Source organism: Streptomyces sp. NPDC050264, from assembly GCF_040655895.1.
In the GTDB taxonomy this organism is placed as follows: domain Bacteria; phylum Actinomycetota; class Actinomycetes; order Streptomycetales; family Streptomycetaceae; genus Streptomyces.
Genome location: NZ_JBFAKV010000024.1, coordinates 97,911 through 116,811 on the forward strand (window position 1 = coordinate 97,911; position 18,901 = coordinate 116,811).

The 18,901-nt window shown below is 68.0% G+C and carries 16 protein-coding genes and 1 pseudogene; 5 read left to right on the forward strand and 12 right to left on the reverse strand.

The features are described from left to right. Positions 1-58: 58 nt before the first annotated feature. Complete coding sequence (locus tag AB0J02_RS33805; RefSeq protein ID WP_363197651.1) at positions 59-961, reverse strand: ABC transporter permease; 903 nt, start codon at positions 959-961, stop codon at positions 59-61. Next, positions 958-1,914: an ABC transporter permease gene (locus tag AB0J02_RS33810; RefSeq protein ID WP_363197652.1), complete on the reverse strand. Its 957-nt coding sequence runs from the start codon at positions 1,912-1,914 to the stop codon at positions 958-960. The genes AB0J02_RS33805 and AB0J02_RS33810 overlap by 4 nt, the downstream gene beginning before the upstream one ends. A 179-nt stretch (positions 1,915-2,093) precedes the next feature. Between AB0J02_RS33810 and AB0J02_RS33815 the strand changes: the two are divergent. Then, a pseudogene (locus tag AB0J02_RS33815) lies at positions 2,094-2,351 on the forward strand (MarR family transcriptional regulator); the annotation flags it as partial. Positions 2,352-2,726: 375 nt separating this feature from the next. Here AB0J02_RS33815 and AB0J02_RS33820 read toward each other — a convergent pair. Both AB0J02_RS33820 and AB0J02_RS33825 read right to left on the reverse strand, forming a co-directional pair. Next, positions 2,727-3,584: a mycofactocin-coupled SDR family oxidoreductase gene (locus AB0J02_RS33820; protein WP_363197653.1), complete on the reverse strand. Its 858-nt coding sequence runs from the start codon at positions 3,582-3,584 to the stop codon at positions 2,727-2,729. Positions 3,585-3,668: 84 nt separating this feature from the next. Next, positions 3,669-5,195: an aldehyde dehydrogenase gene (locus AB0J02_RS33825; protein WP_363197654.1), complete on the reverse strand. Its 1,527-nt coding sequence runs from the start codon at positions 5,193-5,195 to the stop codon at positions 3,669-3,671. Between the two features lie 334 nt (positions 5,196-5,529). On the opposite strand from AB0J02_RS33825, the gene AB0J02_RS33830 reads away from it, so the two are divergent. After that, positions 5,530-6,993: an MFS transporter gene (locus AB0J02_RS33830; protein WP_363197655.1), complete on the forward strand. Its 1,464-nt coding sequence runs from the start codon at positions 5,530-5,532 to the stop codon at positions 6,991-6,993. Positions 6,994-7,220: 227 nt separating this feature from the next. Here the strand turns inward: AB0J02_RS33830 and AB0J02_RS33835 are convergent, their stop codons facing one another. The 6 genes from AB0J02_RS33835 to AB0J02_RS33860 all read right to left on the reverse strand — a co-directional run bounded on the left by AB0J02_RS33835 (position 7,221) and on the right by AB0J02_RS33860 (position 12,082). After that, positions 7,221-7,631 carry a hypothetical protein gene (locus AB0J02_RS33835; protein ID WP_363197656.1) on the reverse strand — a complete coding sequence of 137 codons (411 nt, stop codon included), beginning with the start codon at positions 7,629-7,631 and terminating at the stop codon, positions 7,221-7,223. A 177-nt stretch (positions 7,632-7,808) separates the two neighbouring features. Further along, positions 7,809-9,032, reverse strand: a complete 1,224-nt coding sequence (locus AB0J02_RS33840) for a CoA transferase (RefSeq protein WP_363197657.1) — start codon at positions 9,030-9,032, stop codon at positions 7,809-7,811. After that, on the reverse strand, positions 9,029-10,177 hold the full coding sequence (locus AB0J02_RS33845) for a thiolase family protein (protein WP_363197658.1): 1,149 nt from the start codon (positions 10,175-10,177) through the stop codon (positions 9,029-9,031). The genes AB0J02_RS33840 and AB0J02_RS33845 overlap by 4 nt, the downstream gene beginning before the upstream one ends. 14 nt (positions 10,178-10,191) lie before the next feature. Next, positions 10,192-10,581: a hypothetical protein gene (locus AB0J02_RS33850; protein ID WP_363197659.1), complete on the reverse strand. Its 390-nt coding sequence runs from the start codon at positions 10,579-10,581 to the stop codon at positions 10,192-10,194. Then, positions 10,578-10,793, reverse strand: coding sequence for a ferredoxin (locus AB0J02_RS33855; protein ID WP_363197660.1), 216 nt, complete (start codon positions 10,791-10,793; stop codon positions 10,578-10,580). Before AB0J02_RS33855 ends, AB0J02_RS33850 begins: the two co-directional genes overlap by 4 nt. Then, positions 10,793-12,082: a cytochrome P450 gene (locus AB0J02_RS33860; RefSeq protein ID WP_363197661.1), complete on the reverse strand. Its 1,290-nt coding sequence runs from the start codon at positions 12,080-12,082 to the stop codon at positions 10,793-10,795. Before AB0J02_RS33860 ends, AB0J02_RS33855 begins: the two co-directional genes overlap by 1 nt. A 425-nt stretch (positions 12,083-12,507) precedes the next feature. Here AB0J02_RS33860 and AB0J02_RS33865 point away from each other — a divergent pair, with 425 nt between their 5' ends. The 3 genes from AB0J02_RS33865 to pntB all read left to right on the forward strand — a co-directional run bounded on the left by AB0J02_RS33865 (position 12,508) and on the right by pntB (position 16,528). After that, positions 12,508-13,455, forward strand: coding sequence for a cyclase family protein (locus tag AB0J02_RS33865; RefSeq protein ID WP_363197662.1), 948 nt, complete (start codon positions 12,508-12,510; stop codon positions 13,453-13,455). Between the two features lie 114 nt (positions 13,456-13,569). Further along, positions 13,570-15,105 (forward strand): Re/Si-specific NAD(P)(+) transhydrogenase subunit alpha, encoded by a 1,536-nt coding sequence (locus AB0J02_RS33870; RefSeq protein ID WP_363197663.1) that lies wholly within the window; start codon positions 13,570-13,572, stop codon positions 15,103-15,105. 1 nt (position 15,106) lies between these two features. Then, positions 15,107-16,528 (forward strand): Re/Si-specific NAD(P)(+) transhydrogenase subunit beta, encoded by a 1,422-nt coding sequence (gene pntB, locus AB0J02_RS33875; protein WP_363197664.1) that lies wholly within the window; start codon positions 15,107-15,109, stop codon positions 16,526-16,528. 55 nt (positions 16,529-16,583) lie between these two features. Here pntB and AB0J02_RS33880 read toward each other — a convergent pair whose 3' ends face one another. Further along, a complete protein-coding gene (locus AB0J02_RS33880) occupies positions 16,584-17,411 on the reverse strand; it encodes an IclR family transcriptional regulator (RefSeq protein WP_363197665.1) in 828 nt (275 codons plus the stop codon). 166 nt (positions 17,412-17,577) lie between these two features. Further along, complete coding sequence (locus AB0J02_RS33885) at positions 17,578-18,900, reverse strand: FAD-dependent oxidoreductase (RefSeq protein ID WP_363197666.1); 1,323 nt, start codon at positions 18,898-18,900, stop codon at positions 17,578-17,580. Between the last annotated feature and the right edge of the window lies 1 nt (position 18,901).

Below are 18,901 nucleotides of genomic sequence, written 5' to 3' on the forward strand. Positions count from 1 at the left end.
GGGTGGCCGACGGATTGGTGGATGTACGAGACGTGCCGGCGCCACGCGCCGGACAGCGTCATGAGCGAAGACCTCGGTCGAACCGGTGGCGCAGGTGGTCTCCCGCCTGATTCAGGGAGAAGACGGTCAGGAAGATGAACACGGCTGGAACGAACACGACGTGCGGGACGTCGCCGAGCGAGTCCTTGCCGTCGGAGACCATGCCGCCCCAGCTCGGTGTGGGCGGTGGGATGCCCATGCCGAGGAAGCTCAACGACCCCTCGGCCACGATCAGCGCCGCCATCACCACGGGCAGGAAGGCCCCCAGGGTGGGGATCAGATTGGGCAGGATCTCCCGGAACAGGATCCTTCGGTCGCGGGCGCCCAAGGTGCGGGCGGCGGTGACGAACTCTCGGGACGCCCACGCCAGCGTGTTGGCACGGGCCAGCCTGATGAACGTCGGTACGACCATGAGCGTCAGCCCGACGAGGATCGTCCGCAGGCTCGGAGTGAGGACCGAGGCGAGCGCGAGCAGCAGGATCAACGGCGGGAACGCGAGCATCACATCGGCCAGGAGCCGGATGGCCGAGTCGGTCCGGCGCCGAAGGTACCCGGACACCATGCCCAGAATCCCGCCGACGACCGAGCCGACGACGCCGGCCACCGCACCGACGAGCAAGGAGACACGTGCACCGTATATGCAGCGCGACAGCAGGGAACGGCCCAGCCGGTCGGTGCCCAACAGCATGTCGAGAGAGCCCAGTTGCGGAAGTTGCCGGGGGGCTCCGATGGGCCGGTCGTAGGGGGCCAGCGGCAGCACGTCCGCGAAGATCGCTGCCGCGATCACCGCTACGAGCCACACGTAGGCGAGCACGACGAGGACCGAGCGCCGCTCACGGACCGGTGGAACCAGGGGGGCGGGCCGGCTGTCCTGCAGAGGTGTCCCGGTTCGACTCTTGACGGGGTGCTCGACGTCGGTCATGCCGCAGCCGCCTTCCTGACCCGCGGGTCCAGCCAGCTGTAGCTCAGATCGACCAGTGTGTTGACGACCACGTACACCACGACGATGAACACCACGACGCCCTGGACCGCGATCAGATCGCGGGAGACGATCGAGGACACGATGAACTGCCCGAGACCCGGCAGCGAGAACAGGGTTTCCACGACGACGGTCCCGCCGATCAGCCGGCCCACGTTCAGACCGGCGATGGTGACGAGCGAGAACGACGACGGCCGCAGGGCGTGCCGGAAGACGACGTAGCCGTGACTCAATCCCTTGGCACGCGCAGCGCCGATGAAGTCCTCGTGCAGCGTCGAGATCAGGTCTGCCCGGAGCGCCCGGTGGAATGCCGCGATCTCCGTCAGCGCGATCGACAGGGCGGGCAGGATCGCGGTCTGCAGATTGGCTCCGAGGCCGGCGTCACTGACATCGGCCCAGCCGCTCACAGGGAACCAACCGAACTGCATCGCGAAGACGTAGATGAGCACGGGGCCCGCGATGAATGCGGGAACGGACAGCAACACGGATGACAGAGCCGTCAGTGCGCGGTCGACTGCTGTTCCTTCCAGAGAGGCCGAGACCACGGCCAGCAGCATCGCCACGATGAGTGCGATGACCAGTCCCAGACCTGCCAGTTCGAGTGTCACCGGGAGGCGGTCCACCACTGCGTGGAGAACCGACTCATTGGTCACGGGTGAGGTCCCGAGGTCGCCGGTGACGGCCCCCTTGAGCCAGTGCGCGTACTGCTCCCACAGGGGCTGGTCGAGACCCAGTTTGGCGTTCAGTTCGGCCACTGCCTCGGGCGTGGCGTTCTCGCCGAGGATGACGGACGCCGCCGAACCTGGCGCCAGGCTCAAAAGCGCGACCGACCCCATGGTGACCAGGAGCACCACGAGCAGGTTGCGGAGGAGATGCCTCGCAACGGTGAGCACCATGCACCTCCCTCCCGTAGAGAGCCCAAGCCGACTGTGGCAACGCGGGTGGGAAGGCCGATTCAGGTGCCGGTCGCCCACCGGTCACCCAAGAGTGCGTACGGGCAAGGACCCATGGGCTGCGGGCGTCCGCTCAACGGAACGGCATTGTTTTTGGGCCTGGAGATATCGGTGCAAGGCGGTTGCGTGCAGGCCTGGTCGAGCGCATCCCCGACCCGGCCGGCGGCATGGCCCGCAAGTTCCGCATCACCGAGGAGGGCGAGCACCGACTCGACGAGGAGCGCTTGTACATCATCGCGAGCCTGGACGGGATCATGGCCGACTGGTCGGACGAGGACATCGCGACGTTCGCCGATTGCCTCCAGCGATTCAATGGGGGCATCGAGCGTCTTTACGGCATGCCCTGGCCGCGCCCGCAGGAGGTCGAAGGGCGGGCCTGATTCCGCTGTGGCACAGGCGCGATCGGCGCGCGCTGGAAGGGGCGGCGCGGCCTGGAGCTGCTGCTGGGCGGGGCCCCAGACAAGGTGTGGGAACTGGTCGACAGCGCGGAGCCAGACCGTGGACGTCGTCCGGTGAGCAGGGAGATTCACACCATCGGCGGGGGCCGCTGCGCCCGTCTGTTCATCGGGTCGACAGACGGTTACCTGCACGACAAAGAGGTGCTGCAGGTCGAGGACACAGCTGCTGACTGGGCGTCTGTCAACGAGGAGTTGGAGTACTCCGTCTCTGTCGGGCACTCATTGTTGAGAGCCGGAAAACGGCGCCGCTCGTGCCTACCAGAGCACCTGGGTGGGCACGAGCGGCTGTTCGTGGAGTCAGGCAGGTACGCCCGCGTCGGTCATCGGCAGCAGCTGACCGGCGTCCAGCTTGAGTTGCTGCCCCGTGACCCACCGGGACGCGTCGGAGGCGAAGTAGAGGACCGCCTCGGACACGTCCGAGGGAGCCAGCCACGGCATGTCCATCGGCGACTTGGACGCGAGCGAGGGAATCATCTCCTCGCGCGTGGGCGCATCCAGGTCGGGACGGAACGCCTTGTACATGAACTCGTTGTCCATCATCCCGGTGTCGACATTCGTCGGGTGGACGACGTTGACCCGTATCCGTCGGCTCGCGTAAACGCGCGCGAGATCGTGCCCGAGCCGCGCCACGTGACGCTTCGAATGGGCGTAGCCGAGACCGCCCGCCCCCGTGATGTCGACCGAGCCGGACAGGAGCGCCGCGGTCGAACCGGTCAGGATCATGGATGCGCCGCTCTCCAGATGCGGCGCGGCCGCCGTGACGGTGTTGATCACCCCGACGAGGTTGACCTGGACGACGTCGAGGAACGCCTGCGGAGTGTCCAGACCCATGGTCAGGATGCCCGCCTGAGCCACGACGACGTGGAGCCCGCCGAGGTCGGCGACACCCTGGTCCACGGCCGTCTTGAGCTGACCGAGATCGCGGACGTCCGCCTGCGTGGCGATGATGCGCCGGCCGAGTGCCTCCACCTGGCGAACCGTCTCTTCGAGGTCCGTCTTGGTTGCCATCGGGTAGGGGGCCGTCTCGATGTCCTCCAGGAGGTCGACGGCGATGATGTCCGCGCCCTCCTCGGCGAGGCGGACGGCATGGCTTCGGCCCTGCCCGCGGGCTGCTCCGGTGACGAGGGCGACCTTGCCCTCAACTCGTCCCGACATGGGTCACTCCTGGATCGTCTGCATGAACTGCGGTGAATGGGTCGGATGGGCTGGACGGGGCCGCTGCGGTGCGCGCTGCGACTGTCAGGCGCGGCTGGACGGCGGCTCGGCGAGAATCAAGGTCTTGGCCTCCGTGTACGGCAGGAGGCCGTCCGCGCCGCCCTCCCGGCCGACGCCCGACTGCTTGAACCCGCCGAAACCCATCCGGGGGTCGGTGCGGTACCCGTTGTGCCCGACGGTGCCCGCGCGGATGCGGCGGGCGACGTGATGGGCGCGGTCGTTGTCGTTGGTGAAGACCGTGGCGTTGAGGCCGAAGACGGTGTCGTTGGCGAGCTCAACCGCGTGCTCCTCGTCGTCGGCGGGGATGACGCTGAGCACCGGCCCGAAGATTTCCTCCTGCGCGATGGTCCACTGGTTGTCCACGCCGGCGAAGACCGTCGGTTCGAGGTAGAAGCCGGTGTCGAGTCCCTCCGGCCGACCGCCGCCGGTCACGAGCCTCGCGCCGTCCGCGACGCCCTTGGCGATGTAGCCCTCGACGCGGGCACGCTGGCGGTCCATGGCGAGGGGGCCGAGCTGCGCCTCGGGATCGAACGGGTCGCCGATGCGGACCGCGCCGAAGAATGCTCCCAGCGCTTCCGCGAACTCGTCGTGACGGTGTCGGCTGACGATGATGCGGGTGAGAGACGAACAGACCTGCCCGTTGAGGGTGCACTCCGCGTCGGAAAGGGTGCGGGCCGCCGTTTCGAGGTCGTAGTCGTCGAGGATCACCGCAGGCGACTTGCCACCTAGTTCGAGGGTGTAGCGCGCCATCCGGTCACCGCACAGGGAAGCGATCCGCCGACCCACGACGCTCGATCCGGTGAAGGCCACCTTGTCGACGTGCGGGTTGCGGACCAGCTGTTCGGAGACCTCGCGATCGGCGGTGACGACGTTGAGGACACCGGCGGGCAGGCCGATCTCTTCGGCGATCTCGGCGAGCACGTACGCCTCACCAGGGGCCTCCGGCGGCGCCTTGACCACCACGGTGCAGCCCGCGAGCAGCGCGGGCGCCACCTTGTAGGCCATCAGGGACATAGGGGTGTTCCAGGCGACGATCGCCGCCACGACACCGATCGGTTCGCGGACGACCGCGCCGAAGCCGCCCTGCTGGGTGTCGTGCCGCACCTCGAACGGGAAGTCCGCGGCGAGATCCGCGTAGTAGTCGTAGTGCGCCCCCACACGTTCAATTGCCGCGGTCGACATTGTGTGCAGGACACCCACCTGGCGGGTCCAGAGCGTACTGGCGTCCCCCGCGCGCCGGCGCAGCCCATCGGCGATCTTGCGCAGCCAGTCGGCTCGCTCGGCAGGAGCGAGCAGCGGCCAGTTCGTCCGGTCGAACGCCCGGCGCGCGGCCCCGACGGCCTTCGACATGTCGGTCGTGCCGGCCTCGGCGACCTGGTAGTAGAGCTCCTCCGTGGCCGGGTCGACGATGTCGAAGGTCGAGGACTCCGCCGGAGTCACCCACTGTCCGTCGATGTAGAGGCGGTCCGGGTGGAGCAGCGGCACAGGAAGGTCTCGCATCGCGTGCCCGGGCACGCCCCTGGACTGTTCGTTGCTGACGTGGCTGGACATCGAGCCCTCCCCTTTCGATCCCGCGGATGACACCAGGCGGGAGACGGGTGTGTTTCGCCCAAAAGAACGGGCGTTGCCTTACCGAGCTCGCTCAGCATCAAGGCGGGCTGCCGTAATTGTCAAGGACAAGAGCTTAAAACTGCGTCTGTCCTACTCCTTGACAGCGACTGTGGGGCGGAACACACTCTCGCGTTGTATGGATTGTCTGTTCCTTACAACGGAACGGCTGGGTTGTGGCTGTAGAGCCCACATCCACGGCGGAAATCCGCCCATTCTCACGCATCCCGCGGCCGGACCTCCGGCGACGCCCTGATGCCCGACGAAAGAAGCCACGATGCCACCCACCACTGGAACGGAAGCCGAACCGCGTCCTCAACGCCCGGTCGCGCTCATCGTCGTGATCCTTATCTTCGCCGCCGTCGTGAGCTCCTTCGAGGCGACGATGATGTATACGGCCCTGCCTGAGATCATCCAGCAGTTCAAGAGCACGCCCAGCGACGCCGGCTGGATCCTCACCGGCTTCCTCCTGGTCGGCGCCGCGTCCGCGGCCATCAGCGGCCGGCTCGGCGACGCCTTCGGCCGCCGCAACGTCCTGATCGTCGTCCTTCTCGCCTCCATCATCGGTTCGGTCGTCAGCCTCATGTCGGACAGCCTCGCCGGGCTGATCGCCGGGCGGGCGATCCAGGGCCTTGCGGGCGGTCTGGTCCCGCTCTGTGTCGGCATCCTCCGGGAGAGCCTCCCGAGCAAGAGCCTGCCGGTGGCCGTGGCGACCGTCGCCGGAGCCGCGATGTGGGGTGGTGCGGGCGGCAACATCGTCTCGGGCAACATCGTCGACGCCTGGGGCTGGCGCTACGTCTTCGTCGTCGCCGCCGTGGTGGCGGCCGTCACCGCCGCCGGTGCCTTCCTGCTGCCGCGCTCGACCGCCAAGGCGCGACTGGGGCGGGTGGACTGGTTCGGCGGCGTCCTGTTCGCTCCGGGCATCGCCCTCGCGCTGTACGGGGTCCACGAGAGCAGTTCGTGGGGCTGGTCGAGCGGCAAGACCATCGGGTTCCTCGTCGGCGGCCTGGCCGTCCTGGCGCTGTGGGTGGTCTGGGAACTGCGCGTCGAGGACCCGCTCATCAACATTCGCTTCTTCCTCAACCGCAAGCTCGGTCTGACGCTGGTGGCCACCGCGTTCGTCTCGTTCGGCACGCTGGGTGTCTCCGGCTTCGTGGGCCAGCTGATCTGGCAGACCCCGGAAGCGGCGCCGGTCGGTCTCGGCCTCAGCGCGGGCACCGCCGGCGACCTCTCCTTCGGGATCGGCCTCATCGGCTTCGTGCTGTCCCCGCTCAGCGGTCGTGTGTCCCGCAACGGCCGCTCGTGCAACGCCCTGTTCATCGGCACCGTCCTCGCGATCGCGGCCGCGGTCCTGTCCTCGGTGCTGCTCGGTTCCGTCGCGGGATTCTTCATCTCGCAGGTCGTCCTGACCGGCGCCACGGGCTTCCTGCTGAGCTCGCTTCCCAACCTGATCGTCGAGGGTGTGCCCGGCCCCAACACCAGTGAGGCATCCGGCGTTTACATGGTCACGCAGACGGCGTTCTCGGCTGTCGGTACGTCCATAGGTACCGTCCTGCTGTCCAAGAACCTGGAACCGGGCACCTCGTTCAGCTCGCGGGCCGGTTACAACGAGCTGTTCCTGATGGTGGCGGTTGCCGCGGCGGTAGCCCTGGTGGCGGCCTGGTTCATCCGGCGGGGCACGCTCCGGACAGCAAGTCTGCAGCCGCAGCCCGCGCCTGCTCCGGTTCCGGACGCGATCTGACCCCCCCCTCACCCGCGACTGCCTCCGACGGCGACGCAAGCAACCAGACGGTTCGCTCGCTCCGATCGTTCGGGGGCATTCGCCTGCGCGCTCACTGATTGGCGGCCGCATCCTGGCCGGGATGTTCGCGAGTTTCGACGGCACTTGAACTGCTGGAGTCTTCCCCATGACTTCGGATGCGAGGCTGGCATAGCTCGCAAACAGGTAGGAGGGAGTGCCGCGCCACGCTACGAGGGCAACTGCCGGCAGCGGTCCGACTCGGCGCGAGCCACGTCGGCGTCGTACTGACTCGCGTCGAAGTGAAGCTCCGGCAGAAGTGGGGGTGCGGAGCTGCGTGCCTCTCCCGGAACCTCCCAGCCCGACCACTGCACGATCTCTCCGAACCGCTGCACGATCACGGTCAGGAAGCCGCAGCAGCCACCGGTGCAGTCCGGTTCCCCCAGCTGCAGGCGGCGCGCCTCGCCTGTCGCCCGGAGGGGGCTGGGGCAGGCGACTGGCAACGCATCAGCCGCGTACGATCCTCGGCCACCTTCGCCGACCGCCTCTTCGACCAGGTCCTCGCCATTGACCCAGAACCGCAACTGAGCAGCGAACCGGGGTCCCGACGGCAGCACCCGGATCTCCAAACGATCGAACACCACATCAGCCTACGGGGGCGCGCTGACGTTGACGCATGGCCCAGCGACATCTATCCCCCAGCCATCGGGAGGGCCCCGAGGCGCTCAGGCGGCCAACCGTCGAACACCGGCCGTACGCGACTGAGCCCGTGCTGAGGGGAGATGCCCTCGGCACGGGCTCAAGTATGTGCGGTTGTCTCAGGAGGTCTTCACCGGGCTCGCCGCGATGACTCCGTCGGCGAGCAGGGAGTCGATCTCGGAGGCGGGAATGCCCAGTTCTTCCACCAGGATGTCGACGGTGTTCTCGCCGAGCGTCGGAGGGTAGACGGGGTCGACGCCGTCGGTCTCCCCGAAACGAATGGGCGTCGCCACGTTCTCGAAGGAGGACGTGTCATTGCGGACGACCACCAGGCTCCCGTCGTCCGCGGCCCGCGCGTCCCCCAGGGCCTCCAGCACGTTCTTCACCGGAGCCACCGGGACGGATGCCTCGGACAGCAGCTCGACCCACTCGGCCGCGGGCCGTTCGGCGAACCGGGCCTCCAGGATCGCCCACAGCTCCTCCTTGTTGCGCAGCCGGCTCGCGGCGTCGACGAAGCGCTCGTCGACGACCAGCTCCGCGACGCCCAGCACCTTGCACAACCCCTCCCACATACGCGGAGTGTTCGCCGTCACGACCAGCTCGCGGCCGTCCCCTCCGGTGAACGAGCGGTAGGTGGCGATCGAGTCGTGCCGCGCGCCCTGCGGCCCGGGGGCCACGCCGTTGAGGAAGGTGTACAGCGCCTGGTACGAGAGCATCGCCAGCTGGCCGCGGAGCATCGACACGTCGATGACCCGGCCCCGCCCCGTACCGTGGCGCGCTTCGAGGGCGGCCAGGATCCCGATCACGGCGTACAGGCCTGCCACCACGTCACCAGCAGGAATGCCGAGCCGCGCCGCCGGAGCCCCCGGATGACCGGTGAGGCTCATGACGCCGCTGAGCGCCTGGACCACCATGTCGTAGGCGGGCCGGTCCCGCAGCGGTCCGTCCTGGCCGAATCCGCTGATCGACGCCCAAACGAGCGCCGGATGGCGCTCGACGACATCGTGCGGATCGATGCCGAGCCGCGTGGTCACACCAGGGCGGAAGTTCTCGATGACCACGTCCGCGCCGGCGATGAGCCGATTCAGGATCGCGAGCCCACGCGGTGACTTCAGATCGATCGCGATGCTGCGCTTGTTCCGGTTGTTGGCCAGGTAGTAGGCGCTCTCCCCGTCGACAGTCGGTCCGACGATGGCCCGGCTGGAATCCCCGCCGAGCGCCTCGACCTTGATGACGTCCGCGCCGAGGTCGCCGAGGAGCTGGGTCGCCGACGGCCCTGAGAGGAAGGTGGTCAGATCGATGATGCGCAGGCCCGCGAGGGGCGGTCGCTGGTCGCTCGTCATGCCGCCTCAAAGATGTGGATCGTGCACGCGCCGTGGTCGAGGCCCGCCGTGCCACCGCCGGTGACATGCGTCATCGCCGTACGCGCGCTCTCTATCTGACGGGCGCCCGCCTGCCCGGTGAGCTGCCAGAACGCTTCGGCGATCTGGGCGACGCCGCTCGCGCCCACGGGGTGCCCCTTGGACAGGAGACCACCGCTCGGATTGACCACGACATCGCCGCCGAAGGTCGTCCTGCCTTCCCGCAGGAGCGCCACAGCGCTGTGCTTCTCGGTGAGGCCGAAAGCCTCGTAGTAGACGAGCTCCGCAATGGAGAAGGCGTCGTGGAGCTCGATCATGTCGAGGTCCTCCGGGCCGATGCCCGACTGCTCGTACGCGTCGCGGGCCGAGGAGTAGGTGATTTCGGGCTTGGTCATGTCACGGAAGCCCTCCTCGACCTGGCCCGAGTGCAGCACCGAGGCGGCGATCCGCATGCCGCGCGGGGCCATGAGGCGCGCACGGGCGCGCTCGGAGGCGAGTACGACGACGGCGGCGCCGTCGCCCGTCGGGCAGCACATGAGCAGGGTCAGCGGATCGGCGACCGGTCGGGCAGCGAGCACCTGCTCCACGGTGACCTCCTCGCGGAACTGCGCGAAGGGGTTCAACTTGCCGTGCTTGCGCGCCTTCACACTGACCCGCGCGAGGTCCTCGGCCGTGGCCTCGGTCTCGTGCAGGTAGCGCGTGGCTCGCATCGCATAGACGGCGGGCATCACGATGCCCTGCTTGACCTCGCGATCCTCGGGGGAGAGGGGGAGCGTGCCACCGCCGAACTGCGTCAGTTTCTCCACGCCGATCACGACGGCCACGTCGATGAGGCCTTGGGATATCGCCGTCCACGCCTCGTGTACGGCGGTGGCCCCGCTGGAGCAGGCGTTGTCGACGTTCACCGTCGGGACCGTGCCGAGGCCGATCTCCTTGGTGATGCGCTGACCGGTCATCATGCCGCCGTACGAGTGGCCGACATAGACGGCGTCGACGTCGGACTTCTCGATGCCCGCGCCCTGGAGGGCGTCGATGAGCGGAGACACCGCGAGCCCGACGTAGGACGAGGCGCGGTGCTTGGCGAACGGGATCATCGCCGCTGAGACGACGAACACGTTTTCAGTCATGGGAAGTCCTCTCCTCACGCGCCGGCGACCGGTGCGAAGAACCAGCCGTCGTCGTCGACGCCGAGTGCGACGTTCATGCCGGGCTGAAGGGGTACGTCGTCCTCACGGAGATCGGCGAGAGTACGAACGTCGCCGATGTCCACGTAGCCGAGAGGACGCACACCCGCTCCGCCGACGTGGAGGCGGGTGAAGCTGTACAGCACTCCGGACGTCGGCAGCGCGACGCGCGAGATGTCGCGGCCGACGCAGGAACTGCAGACCACTCTGGCGCCGATCATGACTTGGCGGCACCGGTCGCATCGTGAGCCGACGAGGCGCTGTCCCTCGGGGAACTCGGCCAGCAGGCTGTCGCTCTCCAGATCGGCGATGGGCAGGGAGACCGGTGCCTCGGTGTTGGTGGTCATCGCACTCCTCCGTGGTGGGCCGCGGCGGCGCGGGCAATGGAACGGGTCGGGCACACGTTGATCGCCATGTCGACCTTGTCGTCGCTGTCGCCGTTCGGGTCCTGGACGAAGGCGATGCTCAGGTCGTCGAGATCGAAGGTGTTCGGCGCGTAGAAGGTGCACTGCCCCGACCCCATGCATCGGTCGCGGTCGACCGTGATCTCGTCGGACATCAGTCGGCCTTCCGCTCGGTGAACTCCAGGTGGAGGTGCTTGTGCCCGCGGAACTTGTAGCTCTCCATCAGGTCCCAGTGGCGATCGCCGGCCGGGCCGTGGTGCTCGTCGGAGACGGTGATGCTCTCCGTGCGCTCCAACAGCTGCCGGATCGAGAACACCGCTTCCGCGCGGGCCAGCGGGGCCCCGGGGCAGGTGTGGATACCGCGGCCGAAGGCGAGGTGCTGGCGCGCGTTCGGGCGGCGGACGTCGAAGTCCGCGGGGTTGTCGAAGACGCGCGCGTCACGGCCGGCGGCGCCGTGCAGCAGCAGCACGACGGTGCCGGGCGCGAGGTCGAGGCCCCCGATCGTCGTGGCGACCTTCGTCAGCCGGAACGACCCCTTGATCGGCGCCTCGATCCGCAGCGCCTCCTCGATGAACTTCGGGATCAGCGCGGTCTCACGGCGCAACAGGTCCTGCAGCTCCCTGTCCTCGGCGATCCTCGCCAGTGAGACACCGAGCAGCTGGACCGTGGTCTCGTTGCCCGCGGCGAAGAGGTTCGAGGCGATACGGGCGACGTGGATCGGCTCGGGGAGTGTCCCGTCGGGGAACGTCGCCTGTGCCATTCCGGTGAGGATGTCGCCGGTGGGCTTCGCCCGCCGCTCCTCGATCTTCGCGATGAAGAAGTCGTAGAGCCGCTCGAGGCTGTTGTGGTGAGCGACTTGGAGCTGGAGGTTACCGAGCATCGGCGCCTCGGTGGCCAGGAGTTCGATGAGCATGGGGTGGTCGGACTCCGGGACCCCGAGCAGGTCCGCGACGGCGAGCACCGCGTAGCGCTTGGCGTAGTCCCAGATGTAGTCGCCCTTCCCCGCGGGAAGCAGCTCGTCCAGGAACCGATCGGCCGTCCGCTTCAGGAACTCCTCGTTCTCCTTGAGCCGCTTCGGCGTGATGAGGCCCATCAACAGCGCTCGGTGGTCCGTGTGCAGCGGCGGGTCGAACGTCACCATCTGGTCGTTCTGGGGGAAGTACTCGCGATACCGCTCGAGGATCTCGGTGAGGTCGTCACCCACCAGCTCCACGGGCAGGTCGAGCACCGGGCCGCCCGTCCGGTTGATCGAGGAGTAGACCTCGGGCTGGTGGTAGACCTGCAGCGCCTCCTCGTAGCCGGTGACGATGACGACCCCGTACTTCGGTTCCCGCCACACGGGGTGGTGGGCGAGCATGTGGTCGAAGTAGGGCGCCGCGTCCGCCGCCACCTCGGCATCGGTGAAGTAGTCGATCTGGGTCGGGTCCATCTCCGCGGTACTCATCCGCGCCCCTCTCATCGCGATTCCCCTCGGCCGCTTAGACGAGGTGAAACCACTGTCGTTCTACTGAAGCGAACGCACGTACTGTTGTGCGGCGTGCTCAGCATGACTTTGCCCGAGAGGGCGTGTCAAGAAGTAAGCTCCTGTTAGGAAAAGATGAGGCGCCCAGAAGGGGTGCGGCGTTGACAGTCGCTGAGGCTCGACAGCAGAATGCTGGCCATTGCGTTGTAGCGTCTCGCTGTTTCGTTGTACGAGACAGATGGGCGATGAACAACCCACCGGACGCATCGCGGACACCCGTATTCAACAGACGTGACGCCAGCCTAAGGCGGCAACCGACGGGCGCCTCCGGCTCAGCAACGATTTTTGGCACAAGAACGGAGTCAAAGATGACTGACGACCGCCAACCGGATCCGCTCGACCCGTGGGTGCGCGAGATCGCCGACGCGCACGAGAAGGAGCGGCATGTCGAGGGCGTGCAGTGCCGCGGCTCGGTGGCGCTGATCGACGAGACCGCCCGTCTGCGCGGAGCCACGCAGGTGAAGTTCGGCAGGGCCCTCTCGCTGGAGCGTGAGGTCGAGACCCGGCCGGGCCGGCTCGCAGACGGTCGCGAAGCGGCCGAGGCCGAGAAGCGTGACTGGCAGCGACTTGCCATCGCGGAGCTGCCCGACGGTCACGGCGGTGTCGAACTGGATGTGCAGATCGGCATCTACGGGCGTCATGCGCACGGCGGCGATGTCATCAAGTACGACGCGCACGGTGTGCACAACACCCACCTCGACGGGCTTGCGCACATCGGAGCGGACGGCGGCTGGCACGGCCCGATCCCCGCCTCGGCCTCCGAGACCGACGAGGACACGATGGTGAACTGGGCGCAGCACGGCATTGCCACACGCGGTGTGCTGCTCGACATTGCGACTGCCCGAGGCGTCGACTGGATCCCGGCCGAGGAGCCGGTCACGGCGGCGGACCTGGACGCGGCGCTGGCCGCGACCGGCGTCACCCTCGAACCGGGCGATGCCCTGATCATCTATCAGGGCCGTGACCGTTATGAGGCAGCGGGTCATGTCTATCCCAGTGGCGCGGCCGCCGTCCGGCGTCCCGGGATCGGTGCCGACGGCGCTCAGTGGATCGCCTCGAAGAATCCCGGCCTGGTCTTGTGGGACTTCCACGACGCGCGCGACAATCCGGCCGGCTCACTGGAAGTGCACAACCTCATCTACGCGATCGGGCTCTGCCTCGTCGACAACTGCATGCTCGGTCCCGCCGCCGCGACACTGAAGGCGGCCGGGACGTCGACGGGGCTGCTCGTCGCGGCGCCGACGGCGATTCACCGCTCGACGGGCGTCCTTATCAACCCCCTGCTCCTCTACTGATCCCGTACGGGGAAATCCGTCCGGAGCGATGAACCATCGGTCTGGTGCCGCCCGTGCACAGAGGCGGCACCAGACCTTCGCCATGCCTTGCCCCGAACACCGAAGGAGTCGCCGATGCTTATCGGAGTACCACGCGAACCAGCAGGTGAGAGACGCGTCGCAGCCACCCCCGCCACCGTTCGGCAACTGCTCGGCCTGGGATACGAGGTCGTGATCGAGAGCGGCGCCGGTGACCAGTCCTCGTTCGCCGACACGACGTACACCGATGCCGGAGCCCGCATCGGTTCGGCCGACGAGGCTTGGGGAGCCGACGTCGTCCTGCGCGTCGACACCCCTACGCCCGACGACGTCGGCAGGCCCAAGGACGGCGCCGTGCTGGTCTCGACGTTGGCGCCCGGCGCCAACCCCGACCTCGTCGACGCACTCGCCACCCGCAAGCTCACCGTGCTGGCGATGGACGCTGTCCCGCGCATCAGCCGCGCGCAATCGCTCGACGTCCTCTCTTCGATGGCCAACATCGCCGGATACCGCGCCGTCATCGAGGCCGCGCACGAGTTCCGGCGCTTCTTCACCGGCCAGGTCACGGCTGCCGGCAAGGTTCCACCCGCCAAGGTGCTCGTCGCCGGCGCAGGTGTCGCGGGCCTGGCCGCGATCGGTGCGGCGTCGTCGCTCGGCGCCGTGGTGCGCGCCACCGACCCTCGCCCCGAAGTCGCCGAGCAGATCAAGTCGTTGGGCGGTACGTACCTTCCCGTGGTGGTCGACGAGGAGGCGCAGGAGTCCACCGACGGCTACGCAAAGGCCACGTCGGACGGCTACAACGAGGCTGCTGCCAAGCTGTACACCCAGCAGGCCGAGGACGTCGACATCATCATCACCACCGCCTTGGTCCAGGGACGTGCGGCGCCGAGGCTGATCACCGCGGCGGACGTGGCGGCCATGAAGCCGGGCAGTGTCGTCGTCGACATGGCCGCGGGAATGGGCGGCAATGTCGAGGGCAGCGTCGCCGGAGAGAAGGTCGTCACTGACAACGGGGTCACGATCGTCGGCTACACCGACCTCGCCGGCCGGCTCCCCACCCAGGCGAGCCAGCTGTACGGCACCAACCTGGTCAACCTCCTCAAGTTGCTCACCCCGGGCAGGGACGGCCATCTCGTCCTGGACCTGGAGGACGAGGTGCAGCGCGGCATCACCGTGGTGCGTGACGGCGAGAAGCTCTGGCCGCCGCCGCCGGTGAGGGTGTCCGCCGCTCCGGTCCAGGCCCCGGTCGCGGCCCCAGTTCAGCGTGAGGAAAAGAAGCCCCTGAACGCAGGGGCGAAGGTGGGCCTCGTCCTCGCCGGCCTTGCGGCCTTCTTCCTGATCAACGCGTTCGCCCCGGCTCCGATCCCGCAGCACTTCACCGTGCTCGCGTTGGCGGTGGTGATCGGCTATTACGTGATCGGCAAGGTGGCTCACGCACTGCACACGCCGCTGATGTCGGTCACCAACGCCATCTCCGGCGTCATCGTCGTCGGCGCGATCATTCAGGTCGGTGTCGACGACCGGCCGGTGCAGATCCTGGGCGGCGTAGCCGTTCTTCTCGCCGCTATCAACATCTTCGGCGGCTTCGCCGTGACCCGTCGCATGCTCGCCATGTTCTCGAAGGGGGCCTGACATGTCCGCTGACTCGATCGCCATCGCCGCCTATCTGGCCGCGGCACTTCTGTTCATCCTCAGCCTGGCCGGCCTCTCCCGGAACGAATCGGCCAAGCAGGGCTGGACCTACGGTGTGGTGGGCATGGCACTCGCTCTGACCGCCACCGTCGTACTCGCCCTGCACGACTCGACGGCACGGGGCAGCGCCGTCGCGATTCTGGCCGTCGCGGTCGTCATCGGTGCGGCCGTCGGCCTGTGGCGGGCCCGGGTCGTGCAGATGACGGGTATGCCCGAACTGATCGCGTTGCTGCACTCGTTCGTCGGCCTCGCCGCGGTACTCGTCGGTTGGGCGTCGTACTTGGAAGTCGAGCGCGGTGGACTGGAGACCTACACAGGCTCCCTGCTGCGCATCCACCACGCCGAGGTGGTGGTCGGAGTCTTCATCGGCGCCGTCACCTTCACCGGTTCCGTCGTCGCCAACCTCAAGCTGAGTGCGCGGATCAAGTCAGCGCCGCTGGTGCTGCCGGGCAAGAACTTCCTCAATCTGCTGGCCCTGCTCGCCGCCACCGGACTGACCGTTGCCTTCGTGGTCGACTCCGCCCCGTGGGTGCTCGTCGTGGTCACCGTGCTGGCCCTGCTCTTCGGATGGCATCTGGTCGCGTCGATCGGCGGTGGCGACATGCCGGTTGTCGTCTCGATGCTGAACAGCTACTCCGGCTGGGCGGCCGCGGCGTCCGGCTTCCTGCTCGACAACGATCTGCTGATCGTCACGGGAGCGCTGGTCGGCTCGAGCGGTGCCTACCTGTCGTACATCATGTGCAAAGCCATGAACCGCTCGTTCTTCTCCGTCATCGCAGGGGGATTCGGCATCGAGGCAGGTCCCTCGGCGGCGACCGAGGAGGGCGAGCACCGGGAGACCACAGTGGAGGAGACCGCCACACTGCTGGCGAGCGCCGCCACTGTGGTCATCACCCCGGGATACGGCATGGCGGTCGCGCAGGCTCAGTATCCGATCGCCGAGCTCACCCGGTTTCTGCGCGACCAGGGGGTCGACGTGCGCTTCGGGATCCACCCGGTCGCGGGCCGGCTGCCGGGCCACATGAACGTGTTGCTCGCCGAGGCGAAGGTGCCGTACGACATCGTCCTGGAGATGGACGAGATCAACGACGACCTGGGCGAGACCGACGTCGTGCTCGTGGTCGGTGCCAATGACACCGTCAATCCGGCGGCGACCGAGGATCCCAGCAGCCCGATCGCCGGTATGCCGGTGTTGAGGGTCTGGGAGTCGAAGAACGTGATCGTCTTCAAGCGTTCGATGGCCGTCGGCTACGCAGGCGTGCAGAACCCGCTGTTCTTCCGGGACAACTCTCAGATGCTGTTCGGCGATGCCAAGACCAATGTCGAGGGAATCGTACGGGCTCTGCAACGGGTGCCCGCCTGATACAGGTGTGTGTACGGGACGGAGCCCGAGCGGTGACGTTCGGGCCCCGTCCCAGTCAGTCCTGCGCGGTCTGTGGTGCGCCGCGGCCTCCGGTGAACCGGCGCGTCAACGCTCGTGCGGACTCCCGTACGAGCGCGGTCAGTTCCGGCGTCGATGTGGCGTTGAACCGGCTCTCCGGGATGGTGATGCCGACATCCCCGATCACGACGTTCGCCGGGCCGAGAACCGGCGCCGCGATGGCGATAGCTCCGTCGATGCGCTCCCCGTGGGAGATTGCGTACCCGTCCCTGCGGATCCCCTCCAGCCGCTCCTCGAGCCGCGTGGCATCCACCCACGTGCGCTCCGTCAGAGCGTCGAGCGTGCCGTGCGTGATCTCGTGCCTGATCTGCGAGGGGAGGAAGGCGAGGATGGCGAGCCCGCTGGCGCCGGCGTGGAGGGGAAGCCAGACGCCCTGCGGCACCGTGTACCGCAAGGGGTGCGAGGACTCGACCGAGACGGCGAACATCATCTGCCGACGCTGCTCGTTGAATACGGCGAAGAACGAGGACTCGCCGCTGTGTTCCGTCAGCTCGGCCAGGATGTCATTGGCGGCCTCGCGCAGCGGGAAGCGCGTGTTGACGGTCCAGGCCAGGCGCAGGAACTCCATGCCGAGCCGGTAGTTGCCCGTCGCGGTGCGGCTGACCATGCCGAGCTCCTCCAGATCGCCGAGGAGGCGATGGGCGGTACTCGCGCTGACCCCGAGCCGGGAACCGACCTCTCGAACACCGTAGGTGTCGCCGCCTCCGTCGATCATCAGGGTGAGGATCTCGATGCCGCGTGCGAGGGGATGGCGCTGCCGCTCAGGGGCACCCGCCGTGCCCTCCGCTGTGATCTGCGTCTTCACTCCCAGCTCCTTCGGGCGCCCAGTCCCGCTCAGTAGAATCCGAATTTCCTTAAAGGGAACACTATCAGGGCTGCTCCATCGTGCCTGCCGATCGCAGAAGTACGTCGACGTAGCGCGAGAGGCCTCCCCGGGTGGGAGAGGCCTCTCGCGCTCAAGGGCTGCGGTGCTACGCCGCCACTCCGGCGGCGATCAGCATGTCGGTACGGTCGTGCAGCTTGACGCGGCCGCGCCCGCCGGCGGCACCGAGTGAGGCTTCTGCTGCCTCGATCGCCCGCCACCGGCTCCAGTCGACGACGGCCACACCGCGTGAGCGCAGTAGTGCGTCGATACCTTCGCGGCCGGAACCGGTTCCGATCAGGGAGGAGGCGTCGGCCAGCAAAGCGCCGGCGGTCTCGGCCGCGCACAGACGATTGGTTCCGATGACTCCGCTGGGGCCGCGCTTGACCCAGCCCACCGCGTACAGGCCGGGCAGGGGACGCTCGCCGTCGACCACGCGGGAGTCGCGATGGGGGATCGTGCCGGAGGCTTCGTCGAAGGGAACCCCGCCCATGGCCACCCCCCGGTAGCCGACCGCAGGGAGGACGAGTCCCGCCGCGAGGTCTTCCACGTTCTCCGGGCGGCTGGTGTGCGTCAGGCGGACGGTGCCGACGGCGCCCGCGCCCGCGAACTCCACTGGCGTGCGGTGGAACAGGAATCGCACGGACCGCTCCCGTCCGAGCGGTGCGCGCGCCGCGACCTTCCCCAGGGACGCGAGCAGGCGGGCGGTCGCGGGTTTTACCGCCACGTGGGCGCGGTCCTCCTCGGACAGTTCGAGGTCGTCCGGGGAGACAAGTACGTCCGCGCCCTCCACGCCCGCCAGCTCCAGAAACTCCTTGTTCGTGAATTTGGCATGGGCGGGGCCACGTCGCCCCACGATGTACACCTTGCGGATGCTGTGGCCGCCCAGCGCGTCGACGACATGCTCGGGCACATCGGTCCTGCGCAGTTCGTCAGGCGTGCGGACGAGCATGCGCGCGACGTCGAGCGCCACGTTCCCCACGCCGACCACGACGGCTCGGTCCGCTGTGAGGACCGACGTGTCGAAGCTGGCGTCGGGATGCCCGCTGTACCACGACACGAAATTGCGGGCCGCGACAACGCCGGGCAACTCCTCTCCTGGAACACCGAGTTGACGGTTGAGCGGAGCTCCGCAGGCGAGTACGACGGCGTCGTAGTGCGCGCGCAATTCGTCGATCGTGATGTCCGATCCGACCGTGACATTGCCCAGGAAGCGTACGGACGGCGACTCGTAGACCTCGGTGAGGGACTCCACGATCGACTTGATCTTCTGGTGGTCGGGGGCGACTCCGTACCGTACGAGACCGAAAGGCGTGGGCAGTCGCTCGAAGACATCGACCTGGACTTCGTGCCCGGTGTCCTCCGACAGAATCTCGGCACAGAAGGTCCCGGCGGGGCCGGAGCCGACGACGGCGACGCGCAGCGGTGACACG